The sequence below is a fragment of the Microbacterium sp. lyk4-40-TSB-66 genome (assembly GCF_030209475.1).
Taxonomy (GTDB): domain Bacteria; phylum Actinomycetota; class Actinomycetes; order Actinomycetales; family Microbacteriaceae; genus Microbacterium.
Map to the genome: position 1 here is coordinate 66,529 of NZ_JARVRW010000018.1, position 19,258 is coordinate 85,786.

Annotated in this window: 17 protein-coding genes; 13 read left to right on the plus strand and 4 right to left on the minus strand. The window is 70.2% G+C overall.

The window, feature by feature from the left end:
* Positions 1-58: 58 nt before the first annotated feature.
* Positions 59-1,360 (minus strand): urea ABC transporter substrate-binding protein, encoded by a 1,302-nt coding sequence (gene urtA / locus QRO03_RS16270; protein WP_285138537.1) that lies wholly within the window; start codon positions 1,358-1,360, stop codon positions 59-61.
* Between the two features lie 432 nt (positions 1,361-1,792).
* On the opposite strand from urtA, the gene QRO03_RS16275 reads away from it, so the two are divergent.
* Genes QRO03_RS16275 through QRO03_RS16305 form a run of 7 tightly spaced genes read left to right on the plus strand, consistent with a single transcriptional unit; the run spans position 1,793 to position 7,294 of the window.
* Positions 1,793-2,095 carry an urease subunit gamma gene (locus tag QRO03_RS16275; protein WP_285138538.1) on the plus strand — a complete coding sequence of 101 codons (303 nt, stop codon included), beginning with the start codon at positions 1,793-1,795 and terminating at the stop codon, positions 2,093-2,095.
* Between the two features lie 9 nt (positions 2,096-2,104).
* Positions 2,105-2,437 carry an urease subunit beta gene (gene ureB / locus QRO03_RS16280; protein ID WP_285138539.1) on the plus strand — a complete coding sequence of 111 codons (333 nt, stop codon included), beginning with the start codon at positions 2,105-2,107 and terminating at the stop codon, positions 2,435-2,437.
* The gene (locus QRO03_RS16285; protein ID WP_285138540.1) at positions 2,437-4,140 is read left to right on the plus strand and encodes an urease subunit alpha; all 1,704 of its coding nucleotides are present in this window, start codon (positions 2,437-2,439) and stop codon (positions 4,138-4,140) included. The genes ureB and QRO03_RS16285 overlap by 1 nt, the downstream gene beginning before the upstream one ends.
* The gene (locus tag QRO03_RS16290) at positions 4,140-4,814 is read left to right on the plus strand and encodes an urease accessory protein UreF (RefSeq protein WP_285138541.1); all 675 of its coding nucleotides are present in this window, start codon (positions 4,140-4,142) and stop codon (positions 4,812-4,814) included. Before QRO03_RS16285 ends, QRO03_RS16290 begins: the two co-directional genes overlap by 1 nt.
* On the plus strand, positions 4,807-5,577 hold the full coding sequence (gene ureG / locus QRO03_RS16295; RefSeq protein ID WP_285138542.1) for an urease accessory protein UreG: 771 nt from the start codon (positions 4,807-4,809) through the stop codon (positions 5,575-5,577). The genes QRO03_RS16290 and ureG overlap by 8 nt, the downstream gene beginning before the upstream one ends.
* A complete protein-coding gene (locus QRO03_RS16300) occupies positions 5,574-6,311 on the plus strand; it encodes an urease accessory protein UreD (RefSeq protein ID WP_285138543.1) in 738 nt (245 codons plus the stop codon). Before ureG ends, QRO03_RS16300 begins: the two co-directional genes overlap by 4 nt.
* Entirely contained in the window at positions 6,299-7,294 is a 996-nt protein-coding gene (locus tag QRO03_RS16305) for a HoxN/HupN/NixA family nickel/cobalt transporter (protein WP_285138544.1), read from the plus strand. The genes QRO03_RS16300 and QRO03_RS16305 overlap by 13 nt, the downstream gene beginning before the upstream one ends.
* Positions 7,295-7,378: 84 nt before the next feature.
* Here the strand turns inward: QRO03_RS16305 and QRO03_RS16310 are convergent, their stop codons facing one another.
* Positions 7,379-7,894, minus strand: a complete 516-nt coding sequence (locus QRO03_RS16310) for a CGNR zinc finger domain-containing protein (RefSeq protein WP_285138545.1) — start codon at positions 7,892-7,894, stop codon at positions 7,379-7,381.
* Positions 7,895-8,299: 405 nt separating this feature from the next.
* Between QRO03_RS16310 and recQ the strand changes: the two genes are divergently transcribed.
* From recQ to QRO03_RS16325, 3 genes are all read left to right on the plus strand, one after another.
* Positions 8,300-10,339, plus strand: a complete 2,040-nt coding sequence (recQ, locus tag QRO03_RS16315) for a DNA helicase RecQ (protein ID WP_285138546.1) — start codon at positions 8,300-8,302, stop codon at positions 10,337-10,339.
* Positions 10,340-10,662: 323 nt separating this feature from the next.
* A complete protein-coding gene (locus QRO03_RS16320; RefSeq protein WP_285138547.1) occupies positions 10,663-12,765 on the plus strand; it encodes an acyl-CoA dehydrogenase family protein in 2,103 nt (700 codons plus the stop codon).
* Between the two features lie 165 nt (positions 12,766-12,930).
* Positions 12,931-13,503, plus strand: coding sequence for a DNA-3-methyladenine glycosylase I (locus tag QRO03_RS16325; RefSeq protein WP_285138548.1), 573 nt, complete (start codon positions 12,931-12,933; stop codon positions 13,501-13,503).
* A 10-nt stretch (positions 13,504-13,513) separates the two neighbouring features.
* On the opposite strand, the gene QRO03_RS16330 is transcribed toward QRO03_RS16325, so the two are convergent.
* On the minus strand, positions 13,514-13,642 hold the full coding sequence (locus QRO03_RS16330; protein WP_285138549.1) for a hypothetical protein: 129 nt from the start codon (positions 13,640-13,642) through the stop codon (positions 13,514-13,516).
* A 245-nt stretch (positions 13,643-13,887) separates the two neighbouring features.
* Here QRO03_RS16330 and QRO03_RS16335 point away from each other — a divergent pair, with 245 nt between their 5' ends.
* The 3 genes from QRO03_RS16335 (at position 13,888) to QRO03_RS16345 (ending at position 18,492) form a co-directional block, all read left to right on the plus strand.
* A complete protein-coding gene (locus QRO03_RS16335; RefSeq protein WP_285138550.1) occupies positions 13,888-15,438 on the plus strand; it encodes a DEAD/DEAH box helicase in 1,551 nt (516 codons plus the stop codon).
* Positions 15,439-15,691: 253 nt separating this feature from the next.
* Positions 15,692-18,100 carry an ATP-binding cassette domain-containing protein gene (locus QRO03_RS16340; protein ID WP_285138551.1) on the plus strand — a complete coding sequence of 803 codons (2,409 nt, stop codon included), beginning with the start codon at positions 15,692-15,694 and terminating at the stop codon, positions 18,098-18,100.
* Entirely contained in the window at positions 18,097-18,492 is a 396-nt protein-coding gene (locus QRO03_RS16345) for a nuclear transport factor 2 family protein (protein ID WP_285138552.1), read from the plus strand. The genes QRO03_RS16340 and QRO03_RS16345 overlap by 4 nt, the downstream gene beginning before the upstream one ends.
* Positions 18,493-18,511: 19 nt before the next feature.
* Here QRO03_RS16345 and QRO03_RS16350 read toward each other — a convergent pair whose 3' ends face one another.
* Positions 18,512-18,988, minus strand: coding sequence for a dehydrogenase (locus QRO03_RS16350; RefSeq protein ID WP_285138553.1), 477 nt, complete (start codon positions 18,986-18,988; stop codon positions 18,512-18,514).
* Positions 18,989-19,258: the final 270 nt, after the last annotated feature.

The following is a 19,258-nucleotide window of genomic DNA, read 5'->3' on the forward strand; positions in this document are numbered from 1 at the left end:
CGGCACGAGGGGAGGGTCCCCGGGTCGTGGCCGACCCGGGGACCCCGGGGGAGCAGGGTCAGCCCGCGGCCTTCACCAGTGCGTCGCGCACATCGGCGGGGAACCAGTCGTAGCCCTCGAGGTACGGGTCGGGCTCGATGAAGGCGTCAGAGGCCCAGACGATGTCGAACTGGTTCTGGTCGTTGATGCGGCCGATGTGGCCGGGCTTGGAGATGTGGTGGTTGTCGCCGTCGAGGGTGACCACGCCCTCGGGTGCGTCCACGGTGACACCGCCCTCCGCGGCCGCCGCGTTGATGGCATCCACGTCGAACGAGCCGGCCTTCTCGGCCAGGGCCTTGTAGAGGTACATCGAGATGTACGCGGCCTCCATCGGGTCGCTGGTCACGCCGCTGCTGCCCGGGTAGGCCTTCCACGCGTCGATGAACGTGGGATTGTTCGGGGTGTCGAGCGACTGGAAGTAGTTCCACGAGGCGTAGTTGCCGGTGACCGAGTGGCCCATCGCCGGCGCCTCCTCCTCGGCGATGGACACCGAGATGATCGGTGTCGTGTCGGGGGAGAGGCCCGCGTCGTAATACGCCTTCACGAAGCCGACGTTGGAGGAGCCGTTGATGGTGTTGAAGACGTAGTCGGGCTTCGCTGCGGCGATCTTGGCGACCTGGGTGGTCCAGTCGTCCTTGTCGAGCGGCACGTACTCCTCGCCGACGATCTCGATGCCGAGCTCGGCGGCGTACAGCTTGATGATGGCGTTCGCCGTGCGGGGGAAGACGTAATCCGAACCCGCGAGGAACAGGGTCTTCGCCCCCTGGGACGCCAGGAAGTCCATGGCCGGGATGATCTGCTGGTTCGTGGTGGCGCCGGTGTAGTAGATGTTCGGCGACGACTCCAGGCCCTCGTACTGCACGGGGTAGAAGAAGAGACCATTGTGCTTTTCGACGACAGGCTTGACGGCCTTGCGCGACGACGAGGTCCAGCCGCCGAAGATGGCCGCGACGCAGTCCTGCGTGAGCAGCTTCTCGGTCTTCTCGGCGAAGGTCGGCCAGTCGGTGGCGCCGTCCTCCTGCACGTATTCGATCTGCTTGCCGAGGATGCCGCCGTCGGCGTTGATCTCGTCTGCCGCCATGTGCAGCACGTTCGACACGGTCTTCTCGGAGATCGCCATGCCGCCCGTGAGGGAGTTGAGGAAGCCGAGTTTGATGGTGTCGCCGGAGGTGTCGACGCAGCTTGCCGCAGCGTCGGGGGATTCTCCCGCACCGGCGTCGCCGGCTTTCGCCCCACATCCCGACAGCACGAGGGCGGCCGTGGTCGTGAGGGCTCCGAGGGTCAGCAGCGCTCGAAGGCGCGTTCGTCGGATCGTGGTCATGCTGTGCTCCGTTTCGATGTGAGGAGGTGCGTGATTGCGCGGTCCCGCCGGGTTCATCGAGGCGACGGCCGTGGGCGGTGACGCGGCAGTGGCCGCCCTCGGTGGTGCGCTCGTTCCTCGCTCGGTCGCCGGCGGCGGCAGAAATTCGCCGCCGGCTTCGGGTGGTCTCACAGTGGGACCACGGCATTGCATTGCCATTTCTTGATCGTGTCCAGCGTGTAAATCTTCGACGGGCGCGGCGCCAAAAATCCCCGTAATCGCGCGGAACTACGGCGACGCACAGCGGCTTGCGCCCTCACGGGTGAAAATCACGGTGACAGACTCATGACACCTTCCCGACACCGTGTGAGCATCTGGCGATGTCAGCGACATGTCAGGAAGCACCCGCCAGGCGCGTCGCCCGATGGCGCCGGAGAGAGGACGGAGAGGCGCATGCACCTGTCGCCCGCAGACACCGAGAAGCTGCTGCTCGCCGTGGCCGGCATGGTCGCGCGCGATCGCCGGCAACGCGGCATCTTGCTGAATCACCCCGAGGCGGTCGCGCTGCTGTCGACCTGGGTGATCGAACGCGCCCGCGAGGGTGCCGAGGTCACCCGGCTGATGACCGAGGGGCGCACGGTGCTCACGCGCGCCGAGGTCATGGACGGTGTCGCCGACATGCTCACCGACGTGCAGGTCGAGGCGACCTTCCCCGACGGGCGCAAGCTCGTCACCCTTCACCACCCCATCGATTGAGGAGTCGACGTGGCATCAGGTACGGCAGAGGGACCGGGCGCGATCCGCGTGCGCCCGGGGTCGATCGAGCTGAACGCCGATCGCAGCGCGGATCAGCGTCGCGAGTTCGTCATCGTCAACACGGGGGACCGGCCCGTGCAGATCGGCTCGCACATCCATCTCGCCCAGGTGAACGCGGCGCTCGAGTTCGACCGGGCCGATGCCGAGGGCTTTCGCCTCGACATCCCCTCGGGCACGTCGGAGCGCTTCGAGCCGGGGGTGTCGAAGCGCGTCGACGCGGTGGCTCTCCGCGGCGCGCGCCGGGTCCCCGGCATCCAGATCTCATCCGAGGAGACGCGCTGATGGTCCATATCGACAGGGAACGCTACGCGCGCATCTACGGACCCACCGCCGGGGATCAGATCCGCCTCGGCGACACCGACCTGTGGATCGAGATCGAAGCCGACCTCACCGTCGGCGGAGAGGAAGCCGTCTTCGGCGGAGGCAAGTCCATCCGCGAGTCGATGGCGCAGAGCACCTCGTCGCGCGCCGACGGGGCGCTCGACACGGTGATCACCAACGCGGTCATCCTCGACTGGTGGGGGATCGTGCGCGCCGACGTGGGCATCCGCGACGGGCGCATCGTCGGTATCGGCCGCTCCGGAAATCCCGACATCGCCGACGGCGTCGACCCGCGCCTGGTCATCGGCCCCTCGACCGACGTCATCTCCGGAGAGGGGCGCATCCTCACCGCGGGCGGCATCGACTCGCACGTGCACCTGCTCTCGCCCTCGCAGATCCATGAGGCTCTCGCCACGGGTATCACCACGGTCGTCGGCGGCGGCACGGGCCCGTCCGAGGGATCGAAGGCGACCACCGTGACCCCCGGAGCGTGGCACCTCGAACAGATGCACCGCTCCCTTGACCGGCTGCCGGTCAACGTGCTGCTGCTGGGCAAAGGCAACACCGTCTCGCGCGCCGCGTTCGAGGAGCAGGCGCTCGCCGGTGCCGCCGGTTACAAGGTGCACGAGGATTGGGGGTCGACCCCCGCCGCCATCGACGCCAGCCTCACCGCTGCCGAGGAGTGGGGGCTGCAGGTCGCCCTGCACAGCGACTCGCTCAACGAGGCCGGCTTCGTCGAGTCGACGATCGAGGCCATGGCGGGGCGTAGCATCCACGCCTTCCACGTCGAGGGGGCCGGCGGCGGTCACGCGCCCGACATCCTCTCGATCGCGAGCCTGCCCTACGTCATTCCTGGTTCGACGAACCCGACGCTCCCGCACACGGTGAACACCGTCGCGGAGCACCTCGACATGCTCATGGTCTGCCACCACCTGAACCCCGGCGTGCCCGAGGATCTGGCGTTCGCCGAGTCGCGTATTCGCGCCACGACGATCGCGGCCGAGGACATCCTGCACGACATGGGGGCGATCTCGATCACCTCGTCGGACGCGCAGGCGATGGGCCGCATCGGCGAGGTCATCACGCGCACCTGGCAGGTCGCGCACGTGATGAAGGCCCGCCGCGGCGGCCTCGGCGAGAGCCTGCCGGCCGACAACGAACGCGCCCGCCGCTACGTCGCGAAGTACACGGTCAACCCGGCCATCGCGCACGGCATCGACCACGAGGTCGGCTCGATCGAGGTGGGGCGCCTGGCCGATCTCGTGTTGTGGGATCCGCGGTTCTTCGGCTTCCGCCCCGCGGTCGTCATGAAGGGCGGAGGGCTCGTGTGGGGTGCGCTCGGCGACCCCAATGCGTCGATCCCCACGCCGCAGCCGGTTCTCATGCGGCCCTCGTTCGCGGATGCCATCGGCGGGACGCTGTCGGTGTCGTTCGTGTCGCCGCACGCACTCGCCGCCGGTCTCGAAGAGCGACTCGGGCTCACGCGTCGCCTGCTGCCGCTGAAGTCCACCCGCGAGGTCGGCAAGGCCGACATGCGCAACAACGACGCTCTGCCCCGCATCGACATCCGGCCCGACACCTTCGACATCAGCATCGACGGCGAGCAGGTCGCGCCGACTCCGGCCGCGTCGCTGCCTCTGGCCCAGCTCTACCAGCTGTTCTGATGGCATCCGTCGCGCCCCTGTTCGCCACGCTGCTCCTCGCGGACGCTCGTCTGCCGTCCGGGGGACATGCGCAGTCCGCGGGGGTCGAGCCGGCGCTTCTGGCCGGCCTCCACCCCTCGGAACTGCCGACGTTGTTGCGCGCCCGTGTCCGCACCACGACCCTGGTGGAGGCCGGTACCGCGGTGGTGACGCGAGCGCAACGCGAGCTCGGCGCCGACCTCGGCCCGGTCGAGAGGGCGTGGGAAGCGCGAACGCCCAGCGCCGCGCAGCGCGACGCCTCCCGACTTCTCGCGCGCGGCTACCTACGCGTGGGGGCCGAGCTGCTGCCCGACGACGTCGCGCTGAGCGCGTGGCGACAGCGGGCCGTTCCCCCGCCGCGCCCGTGCGTGCTGGGGGTCGTGGCATCCGGTCTCGGAATCGGTGCGGGTGAGCTCGCGCGCCTCGTCGTGTACGAAGACCTGCAGGCGGCGGCCGCGGCCGTGCTCAAGCTCGAACCCCGAGACCCCCTCGAACTCGTCTCGCTCGTCACCGCCGTGTGCGCCGAGATCGACGGCCGCCTCGACGAGGTGGCATCTCTGACCGATCCGTCCGATATCCCCGCGGCATCCGCGCCGCAGTCCGAAGCGTGGGCCGAGGCCCACGCCCGATCCCGTAGGAGGCTCTTCCGTGCCTGAGAACATCCCCACCCGCGCCCTGCGACTCGGCGTCGCCGGTCCCGTCGGCACCGGCAAGTCGTCGTTGATCGCGACCCTCTGCCGGGCTCTCGCGAACGAGATCCGCATCGGCGTCATCACCAACGACATCTACACCGATGAAGACGCGCGGTTCCTGCGGTCGGCGGGCGTGCTCGACCCCGAGCGCATCGTCGCCGTCGAGACCGGTGCGTGCCCTCACACCGCGATCCGCGACGACCCCACGGCGAACCTGCTCGCCGCGGAAGATCTGGAACGCGCCTTCGCGCCCCTCGACCTGGTCGTGATCGAATCCGGCGGCGATAACCTCACCGCGACCTTCTCGCCCGCTCTCGTCGACGCGCAGATCTTCGTGCTCGACGTCGCCGGTGGGGGCGACGTCGCCCGCAAGGGCGGCCCCGGCATCGCCCGCGCCGACCTGCTCGTGGTCAACAAGACCGATCTCGCGCCCTACGTCGGCGTCGATGTGCCGCAGATGGTGGCCGATGCGACCGAGGCCCGCGAGGGTCGCCCCGTGCTGGCCCTCTCGCGCACGGATGTCGACTCCGTTGCGACGCTGCGCGCGTGGGTTCTGTCGATGATCGCGGTGCACGTCGACGGCTCGCACGTGCCGCAGGACCCCGGTCCCATGGCGCCGCATTTCCACGCCGACGAGGACGGCGAGGGCTACCTGCACGTGCACGATGACTCGCACGGGCACGGAGACCACGCGCACGACCACGCGTCCGCCGGGGCGCGCGGGTGAGCGTGACCGTCGTCGAGGTGGCGCCGCGGGGCGAGGGCGCGGCGTACACCCTGACGGGCGAGCTCATCGTGCCCCGCCTGGTCGCGCGCCGCGGTCGGCATGTCGAGGTGGCTCTCGTTGCCGGGCGCGCGATGCTGCTGCCCGGCGATCACGTCGACCTGCGCATCCGTGTCGGCGCGGGCTGCACGCTCTCTCTCGTCGACATCGGCGGGCTCGTGGTCTACGGCCGGCCCGGTCTCGGCGACGAACCCTCCGGATGGCGCGCCGAGATCACCCTGGCCCCGGGCGCGCGCCTGACGTGGGAAGGATTGCCGACGGTGATCACCGCCGACGGCGAGCTCGTTCGATCGACGGTGGTGCGGGTGGCACCCGGAGCATCCGTCGCCCTCCGCGAGACGCTGGTCCTGGGGCGTACGGGCGAGACCGGAGGGCGCCTGCGGTCGGATCTGGATGCCACGGATGCCGAGGGCCCACTGCTGCGCGAGAGCCTCGAGGTGCACGGCGATCGGCCGGAACCGGGCGTGCTCGGAAAGTCCCGGGTGATGGACAGCATCGTGGTACTCGGAGAGCGTCTCGACCCGGTCGACGAGACGGGTATCGCACGGCTCGACCTCGCGGGTGCGGGTACGACGTTGCGATACCTCGGCGACGCCGCTCACCACAGCGCGTTGGGGGAGCTGTGGCGCACCGCCGCGGGCAAGCGCCGTGAGGAGGTGCTGGCGTGCGCCGTCTGACGCCGGCCGCGCGCGGCGTGCTGCTGACGATCGCGCTGATGCTCGGCGTCAGCTGGACCCTGATGGCGCTCGTGCTCGTGCCGAACGAAGCATCGCTGGGGACGACGGCGACGGGTGTCGGCATGGCCGTCACAGCCTTCTTGCTCGGGATGCGGCACGCCTTCGACGCCGACCATATCGCCGCGATCGACAACACCAGCCGCAAGCTCACCGACGACGGCAAGGACGCCTCGAGCGTGGGCCTGTGGTTCGCTCTCGGACACTCCACGGTGGTCGTCGTGGCCGTCGGACTCGTTACCGCGGGTGTCGGCGCGTTGACTGCGCAGCTCGGGTCGGACGACTCCTCGCTCGCCCTTTTCACGGGGGTGTGGGGGCCGTCGGTGTCCAGCCTGTTCCTGCTCGCCATGGCGGCCGTGAACCTGTGGATCCTCGGGGGTCTGGTGCGGGGAAGGGGTGATCGGCACAGCTCCGGCGGCGGGCCGGTGTCGGTGCTGATCGGCCGCCTCTCGGCGACGCTCGACGCACCGTGGAAGCTGTTCGTCGTCGGGCTGCTGTTCGGCCTCGGCTTCGACACCGCCTCGACGATCGCGATCCTCGTGCTCGCGGGCGGCGCCGGTGCGGCGCTGCCGTGGCAGGCGGCGATGGTGGTGCCGTTGCTCTTCGCGGCGGGGATGGCGGCGTGCGACGGTCTGAACAGCATCGTCACGGCGAGCATCTACCGCTGGTCAGTGGACCGGCCCGGGCGCCGTCGCGCATACAACATCGCCCTCATGTCGATCTCGATCTCGGTCGCGCTCGTCGTCGGCGTCGTGGGCATGTGCGGCGTGCTGGTCGATTCGGTCGGGGTGGGGTGGGCGCCCGCACGCGCGATTGCCGAGACCAACCTCGACGGGTTCGGATTCGTCATCGTCGCCATGCTGCTGCTGGCCTGGGCGCTGAGCTGGGCGATGTCGCGCCGGCGGCGGGGTGTGTCGTTCGGATGAGCGTGGCACCGGTCTGGATGGGGAGGTCGTGCCCCGACCGCCCCGTCCCCGCCGCGCCGGCCCGCGCGGCGCCGGTCCACCGCGTCAGCCGCGCGCCCGATGCCGCCGCACCGCGGCGCGGTTCGCGCACCGCACCGAGCAGTACCGCTGCCGACCGTTGCGCGTCACGTCGACGACGACGTTCGTGCACGGTTCGGCGGCGCAGCGGCCGAGGCGGTCCATCCCGCGAGTCACGAGGTGCAGCGACGTGCCGACCGAGATGACGGCGGCGAGGACGCGCGGGAGGGCCTCGTCGCTGTCGCGGTAGTGCAGGTGCCACCCCTCGCCATCGTGATCGGTGAGGCGGGGATACGCGGTCACGGCGGCCATCTGCGCGTTGAGCAGGATCGCCCGCTCGTCGGGGTCGGTGGCATCCACCACGCGCAGCCAGTCGTCGACGACCTGCCGCGTGCGGGAGTGGTCATCCGATGCCACCGGGAAGCGCATCGTCATGCCCATCTCGATGGTGCGCTCCTCGATGCCGGCACGGTCGGCGGGCCAGTCGTTGGCGAGCGACGCCGCGAGGAGCACGGCGTACTCGCCGTAAGGGTTGAGATGCACAACGGCATTACATCACGCTGGGGTCATGACTACCTCCCGACTGCTCCCCGCCGCCCCTCTCACCGCCCTCCACGAACACGCGTGGACCACCGAATCGGTGCACGCGACGAGCGAGGGACGGGTGCGTTACGTGCGCTGCACTGACTGCACCGCGCGGCGGGTCGATCTCGACCCCCGCCCTATGTCGCCCCCATCCGCGATGTCTCGCGTCATGGACTGACATCCCCGCCGGGCCGGGTTCTGGCCCTCGACGTCCCTGCCGCCACGGGCTCGGCCCGCTCCCGCTCCCGATCCCGATCCCGCGACCGGCCCTGGCTGAGTGTCACCCTTCCTCCCCAACCGGCTGATTGAAGAGATGGATGCCGCGGAGGTTTCAGTGTCGGTGGCCCGGGTTACCGTGGTGGGGTGACTTATCCCGGCGCCGCATCCGAGCCGTACGCCGACGCTCCGCCCGAGCCGTACGGCGACCTCGACGACCCGTACGCCGGCGCCGACTGGGACCCCGACCAGTTCGCCCCACCCGAAGACTTCGACGCCCCGCCGCCCCCCGTCGACCCGTCGTCGCCGTTCGCGCGTGCGGCCGTGGCGACCGGCACCGCGCGCGAGCTCCCGGCGGTGCGCGACTTCACCGGGCGCGACCCCCGCGAGGTGCTGCACGAGGTCTACGGCTACGACGTGTTCCGCGGTGATCAGGCCGACATCGTGCAGCACGTCGTCGACGGCGGCGACGCAGTCGTTCTTATGCCCACCGGTGGCGGCAAGAGCGTCACCTATCAGGTGCCCGCGCTCGTGCGACCGGGCACGGGCCTGGTCGTGAGCCCGCTCATCGCACTCATGCACGATCAGGTCGAGGCGCTCATCGCCAACGGCGTGCGAGCGGGGTACCTGAACTCGACGCAGTCGCCGGCCGAGCGGCAGGCCGTCGAGCAGGCCTACCTCGCGGGCGAGCTCGACCTGCTCTACGTCGCGCCCGAGCGGTTGAACGGCGCACAGACCCTCGCCTTCCTCGCGCGGGGGAGGCTCAGCGTCATCGCGATCGACGAGGCGCACTGCGTGTCGCAGTGGGGTCACGACTTCCGCCCCGACTACCTGGCACTCGGCGACCTCGCCGACCGTTTCCCCGGCGTTCCGCGTATGGCGCTCACCGCGACGGCCACCCCCGCGACCGCTCAGGAGATCGTGGAGCGTCTGCGCCTGCGCGATGCGCGCGGCTTCGTCGCGAGCTTCGATCGCCCGAACATCCAATACCGCATCGACGCGAAGGTCGACCCCCGGCGTCAGCTCGTGCAGTTCATCAAGAGCCAGCCCGAGGGATCCGCCGGCATCGTCTACGCGCTCAGCCGCAAGAGCGTCGAGCAGATGGCGGCGTACCTGTGCACGCAGGGTCTCGACGCCCTGCCGTATCACGCGGGCCTCGACGCCTCCGTGCGCGCAGCGAACCAGTCGCGCTTCCTCCGCGACGACGGGGTGATCATGGTCGCCACGATCGCGTTCGGCATGGGGATCGACAAGCCCGACGTGCGCTTCGTCGCCCACATCGACCTGCCCAAGTCGGTCGAGGGGTATTACCAAGAGACCGGGCGCGCCGGCCGCGACGGCGACCCCTCCGTTGTCTGGATGGCCTACGGCCTCGGCGACGTCGTGCAGCAGCGTCGCATGATCGACCAGTCGCCCGGGGACCGCTCCTACAAGTTGCGCCTCGGTCAGCACCTCGACGCCATGCTCGCCCTGTGCGAGACGGTCGGATGCCGTCGGCAGAACCTGCTCGACTACTTCGGACAGCGTTCCGAGCCGTGCGGCAACTGCGACACCTGCCTCACGCCTCCCGACACGTGGGACGGCCTCGTCGCCGCCCAGAAGCTCCTGTCGACGATCGTACGGCTGCAGCGCGAGCGCGGGCAGGCTTTCGGCGCCGGCCACCTGATCGACATCCTCCGCGGGGCGAAGACCGAGCGCATCGCGCAGCAGGGTCACGACCGCCTCAGCACCTACGGGCTCGGCGCCGACCTCTCCGATCAGGACTGGCGCAGCGTCATCCGCCAGCTCCTCGCGCGGGGCATCATCGTCGCACAGGGCGACTACGGCACGCTCGCGCTCAGCGAGGCGTCGGCGCCGGTCCTCCGAGGCGAGGCGCCCGTGCCCCTCCGGCGCGACGTGCTCGGTCGCTCGGGTTCCACCGGCGGCGGAAGCCGTCAGCGCAAGTCCAGCGCCGACGACGTCGCCCCCGGCGATCGCGATCTGTTCGAAGCGCTGCGCGCCTGGCGCGCCGAGAAGGCCCGCGAGCAGGGTGTGCCGGCGTACATCGTCTTCGGTGACGCCACCCTGCGTGCCATCGCCGCGGCCCGGCCCGCGTCGGTCGGCGACCTCGACGGCATCACGGGTATCGGCGCGAAGAAGCGCGAGGCCTACGGTGACGGCATCCTGACGGTCGTGGCCGCCAACTGACGCCTGAGCGGGTCCCGGGCCCTTCGACCGGCTCAGGGACCTCGCTCGGTGTCGACTGACGTGTGCGCCGGCCCCGGGCCCTTCGACAGGCTCAGGGACCTCGCTCGGTCGGACCTCCTCTGCGCGATTCGGAGGTGGCTGAGTCTGTCGACGTCACGGGTCGCGCCAGTCGCTCAGCGCGCTCCCGGGAATGTTGACCATCCACAACGACCCCGCGGCCCGTCGCCCGCCCGGGTTGTGTCGCATCCACACAATGATTGCCCGGTCGTTGTGGAACACCTACCGTGAATGGCATCCCTGAGCCCCGTCGAGAGGTGCCGAGAATGACCGACGCCGCCGTCCGTCCCACCACGCCCGCCACGAGCACGCGTACGCCCGTCGGAGGTGCGCCCACCGCGGCGCACACCGCCGCCGAGGCCGCGGAGGCCCGCATCGATACCGAGCGGGTGACCGATCTGCTGCTCGGAACGTGGGCCGACACGCGCCGCGCGGCGCGCGAGATGATCAAGGACCCCGCGCTGTGGCGCGACGACAGCCTCGGCATGGACGCGCACCGCGAGCGCACCCTCAGCCAGCTGCACCTGCTCGTGCAGAACAAGGCCGTGCACCGGGCCTTCCCGAAGCGCTTCGGCGGCGAGGACGACAACGGTGCCAACATCGCCGGCTTCGAGGAACTCGTTGCCGCCGACCCCAGCCTGCAGATCAAGTCGGGCGTCCAGTGGGGGCTGTTCGGGTCGGCGGTGCTGCAGCTGGGTACGGCCGAGCACCACGAGAAGTGGCTGCCCGGCATCATGAGCCTCGACATCCCCGGCGCGTTCGCCATGACCGAGACCGGTCACGGCTCCGACGTCTCGGCCATCGGCACGACCGCGACCTACGACCCCTCGACCGAGGAGTTCGTCATCCACACGCCCTTCCGCGGCGCCTGGAAGGACTACCTCGGCAACGCCGCCCTGCACGGCAAGGCGGCGACCGTGTTCGCCCAACTGATCACCGACGGCGTCAACCACGGCGTGCACTGCTTCTACGTGCCGCTCCGCGACCAGGACGGCGCTTTCCTGCCCGGCATCGGCGGCGAGGACGACGGTCTCAAGGGCGGTCTCAACGGCATCGACAACGGCCGTCTGCACTTCGACCACGTGCGCGTCCCGCGGACCAATCTGCTGAACCGCTACGGCGACGTCGCCGCCGACGGCACCTACTCCAGCGACATCGCGAGCCCCGGTCGCCGGTTCTTCACGATGCTCGGCACCCTCGTGCAGGGGCGTGTCTCGCTCGACGGCGCGGCCGCGTGGGCCTCGGCCATCGGCCTGATCATCGCCATCACCTACGGCAACCAGCGCCGCCAGTTCGACTCCGGCAGCGGCACGCCCGAGGTGACCCTGCTCGATTACGGCAAGCACCAGCGCCGCCTCCTGCCGCGTCTCGCGACGACCTACGCCGAGATCTTCGCCCACGACGAGTTCCTGCAGAAGTTCGACGGCGTCTTCAGCGGCACCCTCGACACCGATGCCGACCGCGAAGACCTCGAGACCCTCGCCGCCGCCCTCAAGCCCCTGTCGACGTGGCACGCGCTCGACACGCTGCAGGAGTCGCGCGAGGCGTGCGGCGGTCAGGGCTTCCTGTTCGAGAACCGCCTCGTGGGGCTCCGCGCCGACCTCGACATCTTCGTCACCTTCGAGGGTGACAACAACATCCTGCTCCAGCTCGTGGGCAAGCGCCTGCTCGCTGATTACGCCCGCCAGTTCAAGGGGAAGGATGCCAAGCAGCTCGCCGCCTTCGCCGTGGGTCAGACCGCAGGCAAGCTCTTCCACGGCGCCGGGATGCGTCAGCTCGGGCAGGCCGTGAGCGACTTCGGGTCCACCGCCCGCTCGGTCGAGAAGGGGCTTCGCGCCGAGCAGCAGCACGAACTGCTGGCGGGCCGCGTGCAACAGATGATCGCCGACATCGCGGGACGCCTGCGCCCGGCACCCCGGCTCTCTCGCGACGACGCCGCAGCCCTTTTCAACGAGAACCAGTCGGAGCTCATCGAGGCCGCCCGCGCTCACGGAGAGCTCCTGCAGTGGGAGGCGTTCACCGATGCGATCAACCGCATCGACGACCCCGACACCCTCCGGGTGCTGACGTGGCTGCGCGACCTGTTCGGTCTGCAGCTGATCGAGAAGCACCTCGCGTGGCACCTCATCAACGGACGACTCTCGATGCAGCGCGGTTCCGCCGTATCGAGCTACATCGACCGTCTCTGCGCGCGGCTCCGTCCGCACGCGCAGGACCTGGTGGATGCCTTCGGCTACGGCCCCGAGCACGTCCGGGCATCCATCGCGACGGGCGTCGAGGACGACCGGCAGAACGAGGCGGCGGCGTACTACGCCGAGCTCGCGGCATCCGGCGACGCGCCCGTGCCGGAGAAGAAGCCGACCACGTAGACGGCACCCCTGTCGCAAAAGCAGGGCATGACACGAGAACAGGCCGGTCCCGCGCGGATCGGCCTGTTCTCGTTCCGGGCCGTGTTCTCGATACCGGCCGCGCCATCGACCCGACGTCCTCGGGCGGGACCCGCGGGTGTCGGAGCCCCGTTCTACCCTGAGGGCATGAGCGATCTGCTGACCGGGGCCGATGGGGTGACCCGCTGCGCCTGGGCGGGCGGCGACGCCGAGTACCAGCGCTATCACGACGAGGAGTGGGGCACGACGCTGCGCGGCGACCTCCTGCTCTTCGAGAAACTCAGTCTCGAGGGCTTCCAGGCGGGTCTGGCCTGGATCACGATCCTGCGCAAGCGCCCGCGCTTCCGTGAGGTCTTCCACGGCTTCGATCCGTCCGTCGTGGCGGCCTTCGGCCCCGACGACGTCGACCGATTGCTTCAGGATGCCGGGATCATCCGGCATCGCGGAAAGATCGAGGCCGTGATCGGCAACGCCGGAATCGTGGCCGGTATGGCCGAGGGCGAGTTCGACGAGCTGATGTGGTCCTTCGCGCCCGGCCGGCATGCCCCGCCGACGACGTTCGCCGAGGTGCCGGCGGTGACGCCCGAGTCGACCGCGATGAGCAAAGAGCTGCGTCGCCGAGGGTTCCGCTTCGTCGGACCGACCACGATGTACGCCCTCATGCAGTCCTCGGGCATGGTCGACGACCACGTCGCGGGATGCTGGCGCGCGGCGGCATGAGCGCTGGTTCTCAGTCCTCCGCGCCCGTCTGCTGCTGCGCCTCGAGTTCTTTGAGGCGACGCATCTGCGCGAACGGGTAGAAGCAGACCCAGGCGAGGGAGGCGATCGACGCGCCCATGATCATCGATGAGATGTCCATGATCTCGAGGCTACGAGGGTCCGAGACGGCGGCGGATCCACCGCGCGACGGAGATGCGCCGCTCACCCGGTAGACTGGTGCACGGAGCTTTCGCTCCCAGCGTCGTCGAACGCACCGGCCCCCTCTTCTGGGGCCTTTGACCTTCACGGCGAACGGATGCGCCACTCGGCGCCTTCGCCCATTGCAGCCGCAGCATCGCGGCATCCCGAACCGCCGTGTGCGCGTGCGCCGCGGCAGGAGTATTCATGACGTCTCAGACTTTCGCCGACCTCGGCGTTCCCGCCCCCCTCGTCGACGTTCTCGCCGCACAGGGCAAGAACGAGCCTTTCCCGATCCAGACCGACACGCTGCCCGACACCCTCGCGGGTCGCGACGTGCTCGGTCGCGGGAAGACGGGCTCGGGCAAGACCCTCGCCTTCGCGATCCCCCTGGTCGCGCGTCTCGCGGCGACGACCGACCGCCGTCGAGGCCGTAAGCCCCGCGCCCTGGTGCTCGCCCCCACCCGTGAGCTGGCGAACCAGATCGACGAGGTCATCAAGCCCCTCGCCGCCGCGTTCCAGCTCACCACGACCACCGTCTACGGCGGGATCAACCAGAAGCGCCAGGTCGACGCGCTCGCCACCGGCGTCGACATCCTCGTCGCCTGCCCCGGCCGCCTCGAAGACCTCATCAGCCAGGGGTTCGCGAACCTCGGCGACGTCGAGATCACCGTGCTCGACGAGGCCGACCACATGGCCGACCTGGGCTTCCTCCCCGGCGTCACGCGACTGCTCGCCCGGACGCCCGCCGACGGTCAGCGTCTGCTTTTCTCGGCCACGCTCGACAACGGCGTGGACAAGCTCGTCAAGCGGTTCCTCCGCAACGAGGTCCTGCACTCCGTCGATGAGGCGCACTCGCACGTCGCCGCGATGACCCACCACGTCTTCGCGCCGGCCGACGCCGACGCCAAGAAGGAGCTCGTGCAGACCCTCGCGTCGGGCACCGCTCGCCGCATCCTCTTCATGCGCACCAAGCACCAGGCCAAGAAGCTGGCGAAGGCGCTCACCGCCGCCGGCATCCCCTCGGTCGACCTGCACGGAAACCTCTCGCAGCCGCAGCGCGACCGCAACCTCGCCGCCTTCGGTGACGGCCGGGCCAAGGTGCTCGTCGCCACCGACGTCGCCGCGCGCGGTGTGCACGTCGACGGCGTCGAGCTCGTCGTGCACGTCGACCCGCCCGTCGAGCACAAGGCGTACCTGCACCGTTCGGGCCGCACCGCCCGCGCGGGCACGGCCGGTGACGTCGTGACGATCATGCTGCCCGAGCAGCGTCGCGACACCCTCGACATCCTGCGCAAGGCGAAGATCTCCGCCGCGCCGCAGCCGGTGACCCCCACCTCTCCCGAGGTCGTGGCCCTGGTCGGCGAGGTCGCCCCGTACGTCAAGCCCGAGCCGATCGTCGCGCAGCCCCAGGGCGGCGGACGCTCGCAGGGCGCCAACGCGCAGCGCAAGCGTGCCGAGCGCGCGCAGGGCGGTCAGGATGCCGCGTCGGCCGGCGGCGCACGCCGTCGTCGCGGCCGCGGTGGCAGTGGCCAGTCGGCCGAGGCTCCCGCCGCAGCCGGCCACGCTCCGCAGGGCGGGCGTGGCCAGGGCCAGCGCTCCGGTGCCGGTCGCGGTCAGGGCGCGGGCGGCACGCAGCGTGCCGGCGCCGGCGCCGGTCGGTCGCAGGGCGCGGGTCGCTCGGCATCCGGCACCCCGACGACGGGCATGGTCGTGGGCGCGCGCAGCCCCCGCACGAACCGTCGCGCCCAGGGCTGATCCCCTTCTCCGATGCCCCCGCGGATTCGTCCGCGGGGGCATCGTCGTATCCGGCCGGCGCTGACGCACCCGGCGGTTCCGTCCGCGCCGTCGTCCCGCAGACGGCTGCGGTGACGCGCCGACGGGTGGCCGCTTCGCGCGGGGTGTCGTAGCCCGCGTCCGCGGGACGGCACGGCGCGGCCGGCGGGCTCTCGTTCGACCGGATGCCGTGGCGGCCCGCCCTCGCACGCGCGCAGGTCGCGACGTCTCGCGGATGTCGGTGGTCTCCGCCACACTGGGTGACGATCCCGAGGAGGCACCCGTGACCGATCCCGATGCCCATGACGTCATCCGCGTGCGCGGCGCCCGCGAGAACAACCTGAAGGACGTCGACCTCGATGTGCCCAAGCGCCGGCTGACCGTCTTCACCGGCGTGAGCGGCTCGGGCAAGTCCTCCCTCGTGTTCGGCACGATCGCCGCCGAGTCGCAGCGACTCATCAACGAGACCTATCCCACGTTCGTGCAGCAGTTCATGGGGGAGCTGTCGCGGCCCGACGTCGACGCGCTCGAGAACCTCAGCGCCACGATCCGCGTCGATCAGGAGCGCATGGCCGCGAACGCCCGTTCCACCGTCGGCACGGCCACCGACGTGCACGCGATGCTGCGGGTGCTGTTCAGCCGCCTCGGCCAGCCGCACGTCGGCTCGTCGCAGGCGTTCTCGTTCAACGTGCCCTCGATCTCCGGCGCCGGGGCGGTCACGATCGCCACGGGTGCGAAGAAGGGCCAGAAGGAGCGCCGCTCGTTCGAGATCACCGGCGGAATGTGCCCCGAGTGCGAGGGACTCGGTCAGGTGAGCGACATCGACCTCGACCGGCTCGTCGACAAGACCCTCTCGGTGAACGCCGGAGCGATCCTCGTGCCGGGCTACACCCCCGATGGGTGGATGGTGCGCATCTACGCCGAGTCCGGCTTCCTCGACCCCGACAAGCCGGTGCAGGACTTCACCGAGCAGGAGCGCCAGGACTTCCTCTACAAAGAGCAGATCAAGGTGCGTATCGCGAACACGAACATGACCTACGAGGGTCTTGTGCCCAAGGTCACCAAGAGCATGCTGCAGAAAGACCGCGACGCGCTGCAGCCGCACATCCGCGCCTTCGTCGATCGGGCGGTCACCTTCGTCGCCTGCCCGGCCTGCGAGGGCACCCGTCTCAACGAGGGGGCGCGGTCGTCGCGCATCGGCGATGTCAACATCGCGGATGCCGCGGCCATGCAGATCACCGACCTCGCCGCCTGGGTGCGCACCATCGACGACCCCACGGTCGCACCGCTCATCCAGGGCCTCCGCGACACCCTCGACGCGTTCGTGCACATCGGGCTCGGATACCTCTCCCTCGACCGTGCCAGCGGCACGCTGTCGGGAGGTGAGGCGCAGCGCACGAAGATGATCCGCCATCTCGGCTCGAGCCTCAGCGACATCACCTACGTGTTCGACGAGCCCACCGCGGGCCTGCACCCTCACGACATCCAGCGCATGAACGAGACGCTCCTGCAGCTGCGCGACAAGGGCAACACGGTTCTCGTCGTCGAGCACAAGCCCGAGGTGATCGAGATCGCCGACCACGTCGTCGACCTCGGCCCCCGGGCCGGGCGCGACGGCGGCACCGTGCAGTACGAGGGCGACGTTCCCGGCCTCCGCACCTCCGACACGCTGACCGGGCGTTTCCTCGACCACCGGGCCGAGCTGAAGGGCGCCGTCCGCGCCGTCACGGGGACCATGCCGATCCGGGGCGCGTCCCAGCACAACCTCCGCGACGTCGACGTCGACGTCCCCCGCGGTGTACTGACCGTCGTGACGGGTGTCGCCGGCTCCGGCAAGTCGTCGCTCATCCACGGCAACCTGCCCGCGTTCGACGACGTGGTGGTCGTCGATCAGACCGCCATCAAGGGGTCGCGCCGCAGCAGTCCCGCCACGTACACCGGAATCCTCGACGCGGTGCGCGCCGCCTTCGCCAAGGCCAACGGGGTAAAGCCCGCACTCTTCAGCGCGAACAGCGAGGGTGCCTGCCCCGCGTGCAAGGGCCTCGGGGTCATCGTCACCCAGCTGGGTTTCCAGTCCACCGTCGAGACGGTGTGCGAGCTCTGCGCGGGCACGGGCTTCTCCGACGACGTGCTCGAGTACACCCTCGACGGCAAGAACATCGCCGAGGTGCTGGCCATGTCGGTCGCCGAGGCGGGGGAGTTCCTCGTCAAAGGACCTGCCGTGGCGGTGCTCGGCCGGTTGCGCGACGTCGGACTCGGCTATCTGACGCTCGGGCAGTCGCTCAACACCCTCTCGGGCGGAGAGCGCCAGCGCCTCAAGCTCGCGATCTCGATGGCCAAGTCGGGCGCGGTCTACGTGCTCGACGAGCCGACGACCGGTCTGCATCTCGCCGACGTCGACACGCTGTTGCGTCTGCTCGACCAGCTGGTGGATGCCGGCAACACCGTCGTCGTCATCGAGCACCACCAGGCCGTGATGGCGCACGCCGATTGGATCATCGACCTGGGCCCCGGCGCAGGACATGACGGCGGCGTCGTCGTCTTCGAGGGCACACCCGCCGATCTGGTCACGGCGCGATCCACCCTCACCGCCGAGCACCTGGCCCGCTACGTCGGGCGCAGCGTTTCCGAACGCGTGAGATGACCCCGTCGATCCTGGTGGAGCGCTACCTCGCCGCCCTCGAAAGCGGTGACCTTCAGGCTGTGCTCGCGCTCTTCAGCCCGTCGGCGTCGGTGCACTCGCCGCTCTACGGAACACTCCCTCCGGCGGAGTTCTACCCGGCGCTGTTCGCTGACACGCGATCCTCGCGCCTCACCCTGCGCAGTGTCATGCAGGACGCGGGTGGTGCACCCGTGATCAGCTTCTGGTTCCGTTTCGACTGGGTCCTGGCCGACGGGTCGCCGGCGCCGTTCACCGTCGTCGACGTGGCCGAGCTCGCGCCCGACGGCCGTATCGAGTCGTTGCACATCGTCTACGACACCGCTGCGGTGAGGGAAGCGTTCGACGCGCAGGGCGCGAGGGTCGTCGAGGACTGACGGTCGGGGTGGCGCGGGCTCAGCCGTGGGTGCTGAGCGTTGCGTCGTGGAGATGCCGATCACCGTGCGGCAGCACCTTCACCATCACTCCACGTCGGCGCAGGTCGGCGATCGCGCGGGTCTCGTCTTCGCGTGTTGCGCCGAGCGCGTGCACGCTCGCGACGACGAGCACGTCGCCGCGGGTGAGTGTTCCGAAGAACCGATCGAGGCGGTTCGCCCAGCCCTCCATCGTCTCGGGCGCGGGGTGTCGGAAGCCCTCGATCGGCACCCCGAAGCGGGTGAGGTCGTCGCGCTGCTGCACCACGGTCGGCATGTCCGGCCGCGAGACGACGAGGCCGACGAGCCGCGAACCCGCGGGACGCGCCCGCCACCAGTCCCGGTCGCTCTGCAGCTCGGTGAAGCACTTCGGGCACTCGGCCGCGGCGTGCGCGTGGGGCACACTGCCGGTCCCGGCGGCATCCACGGATGACGGCATCGTCGGGATCGAATCGCTCATGGAGACCTCCGCCTCCATTGTGCCCCACGCCCCCGTGAACGGACCCCCGCGTTGGGTGCCCGTCACTTCTCGCCCCCTCGTCGAGGGGCCTGCATCGGGGCGCGTCGTGGGCACTGGGGCGGTCTTCGGACGCCCCGCTGCACATTCGGTGCCCCGTGAGGCTCGAGCTGGCGCCGTTCGCGGGTGAGCGCCGTGCCGGGGCGCCCATGTGCACGGGGGCGGGCGGGGGACGCTCCGCAGCCCATTCGGCGCCCCGTGAGGCTCGCGGCC

Coding starts and splice junctions, on each gene's coding strand:
- QRO03_RS16330 (WP_285138549.1), bottom strand. CDS start 13,642: ATGGACATCTCATCGATGATCATGGGCGCGTCGATCGCCTCCCTCGCC.
- QRO03_RS16320 (WP_285138547.1), top strand. CDS start 10,663: ATGACCGACGCCGCCGTCCGTCCCACCACGCCCGCCACGAGCACGCGT.
- QRO03_RS16290 (WP_285138541.1), top strand. CDS start 4,140: ATGGCATCCGTCGCGCCCCTGTTCGCCACGCTGCTCCTCGCGGACGCT.
- QRO03_RS16335 (WP_285138550.1), top strand. CDS start 13,888: ATGACGTCTCAGACTTTCGCCGACCTCGGCGTTCCCGCCCCCCTCGTC.
- QRO03_RS16275 (WP_285138538.1), top strand. CDS start 1,793: ATGCACCTGTCGCCCGCAGACACCGAGAAGCTGCTGCTCGCCGTGGCC.
- QRO03_RS16350 (WP_285138553.1), bottom strand. CDS start 18,988: ATGAGCGATTCGATCCCGACGATGCCGTCATCCGTGGATGCCGCCGGG.
- QRO03_RS16340 (WP_285138551.1), top strand. CDS start 15,692: ATGTCGGTGGTCTCCGCCACACTGGGTGACGATCCCGAGGAGGCACCC.
- urtA (WP_285138537.1), bottom strand. CDS start 1,360: ATGACCACGATCCGACGAACGCGCCTTCGAGCGCTGCTGACCCTCGGA.
- QRO03_RS16285 (WP_285138540.1), top strand. CDS start 2,437: ATGGTCCATATCGACAGGGAACGCTACGCGCGCATCTACGGACCCACC.
- QRO03_RS16325 (WP_285138548.1), top strand. CDS start 12,931: ATGAGCGATCTGCTGACCGGGGCCGATGGGGTGACCCGCTGCGCCTGG.
- QRO03_RS16345 (WP_285138552.1), top strand. CDS start 18,097: ATGACCCCGTCGATCCTGGTGGAGCGCTACCTCGCCGCCCTCGAAAGC.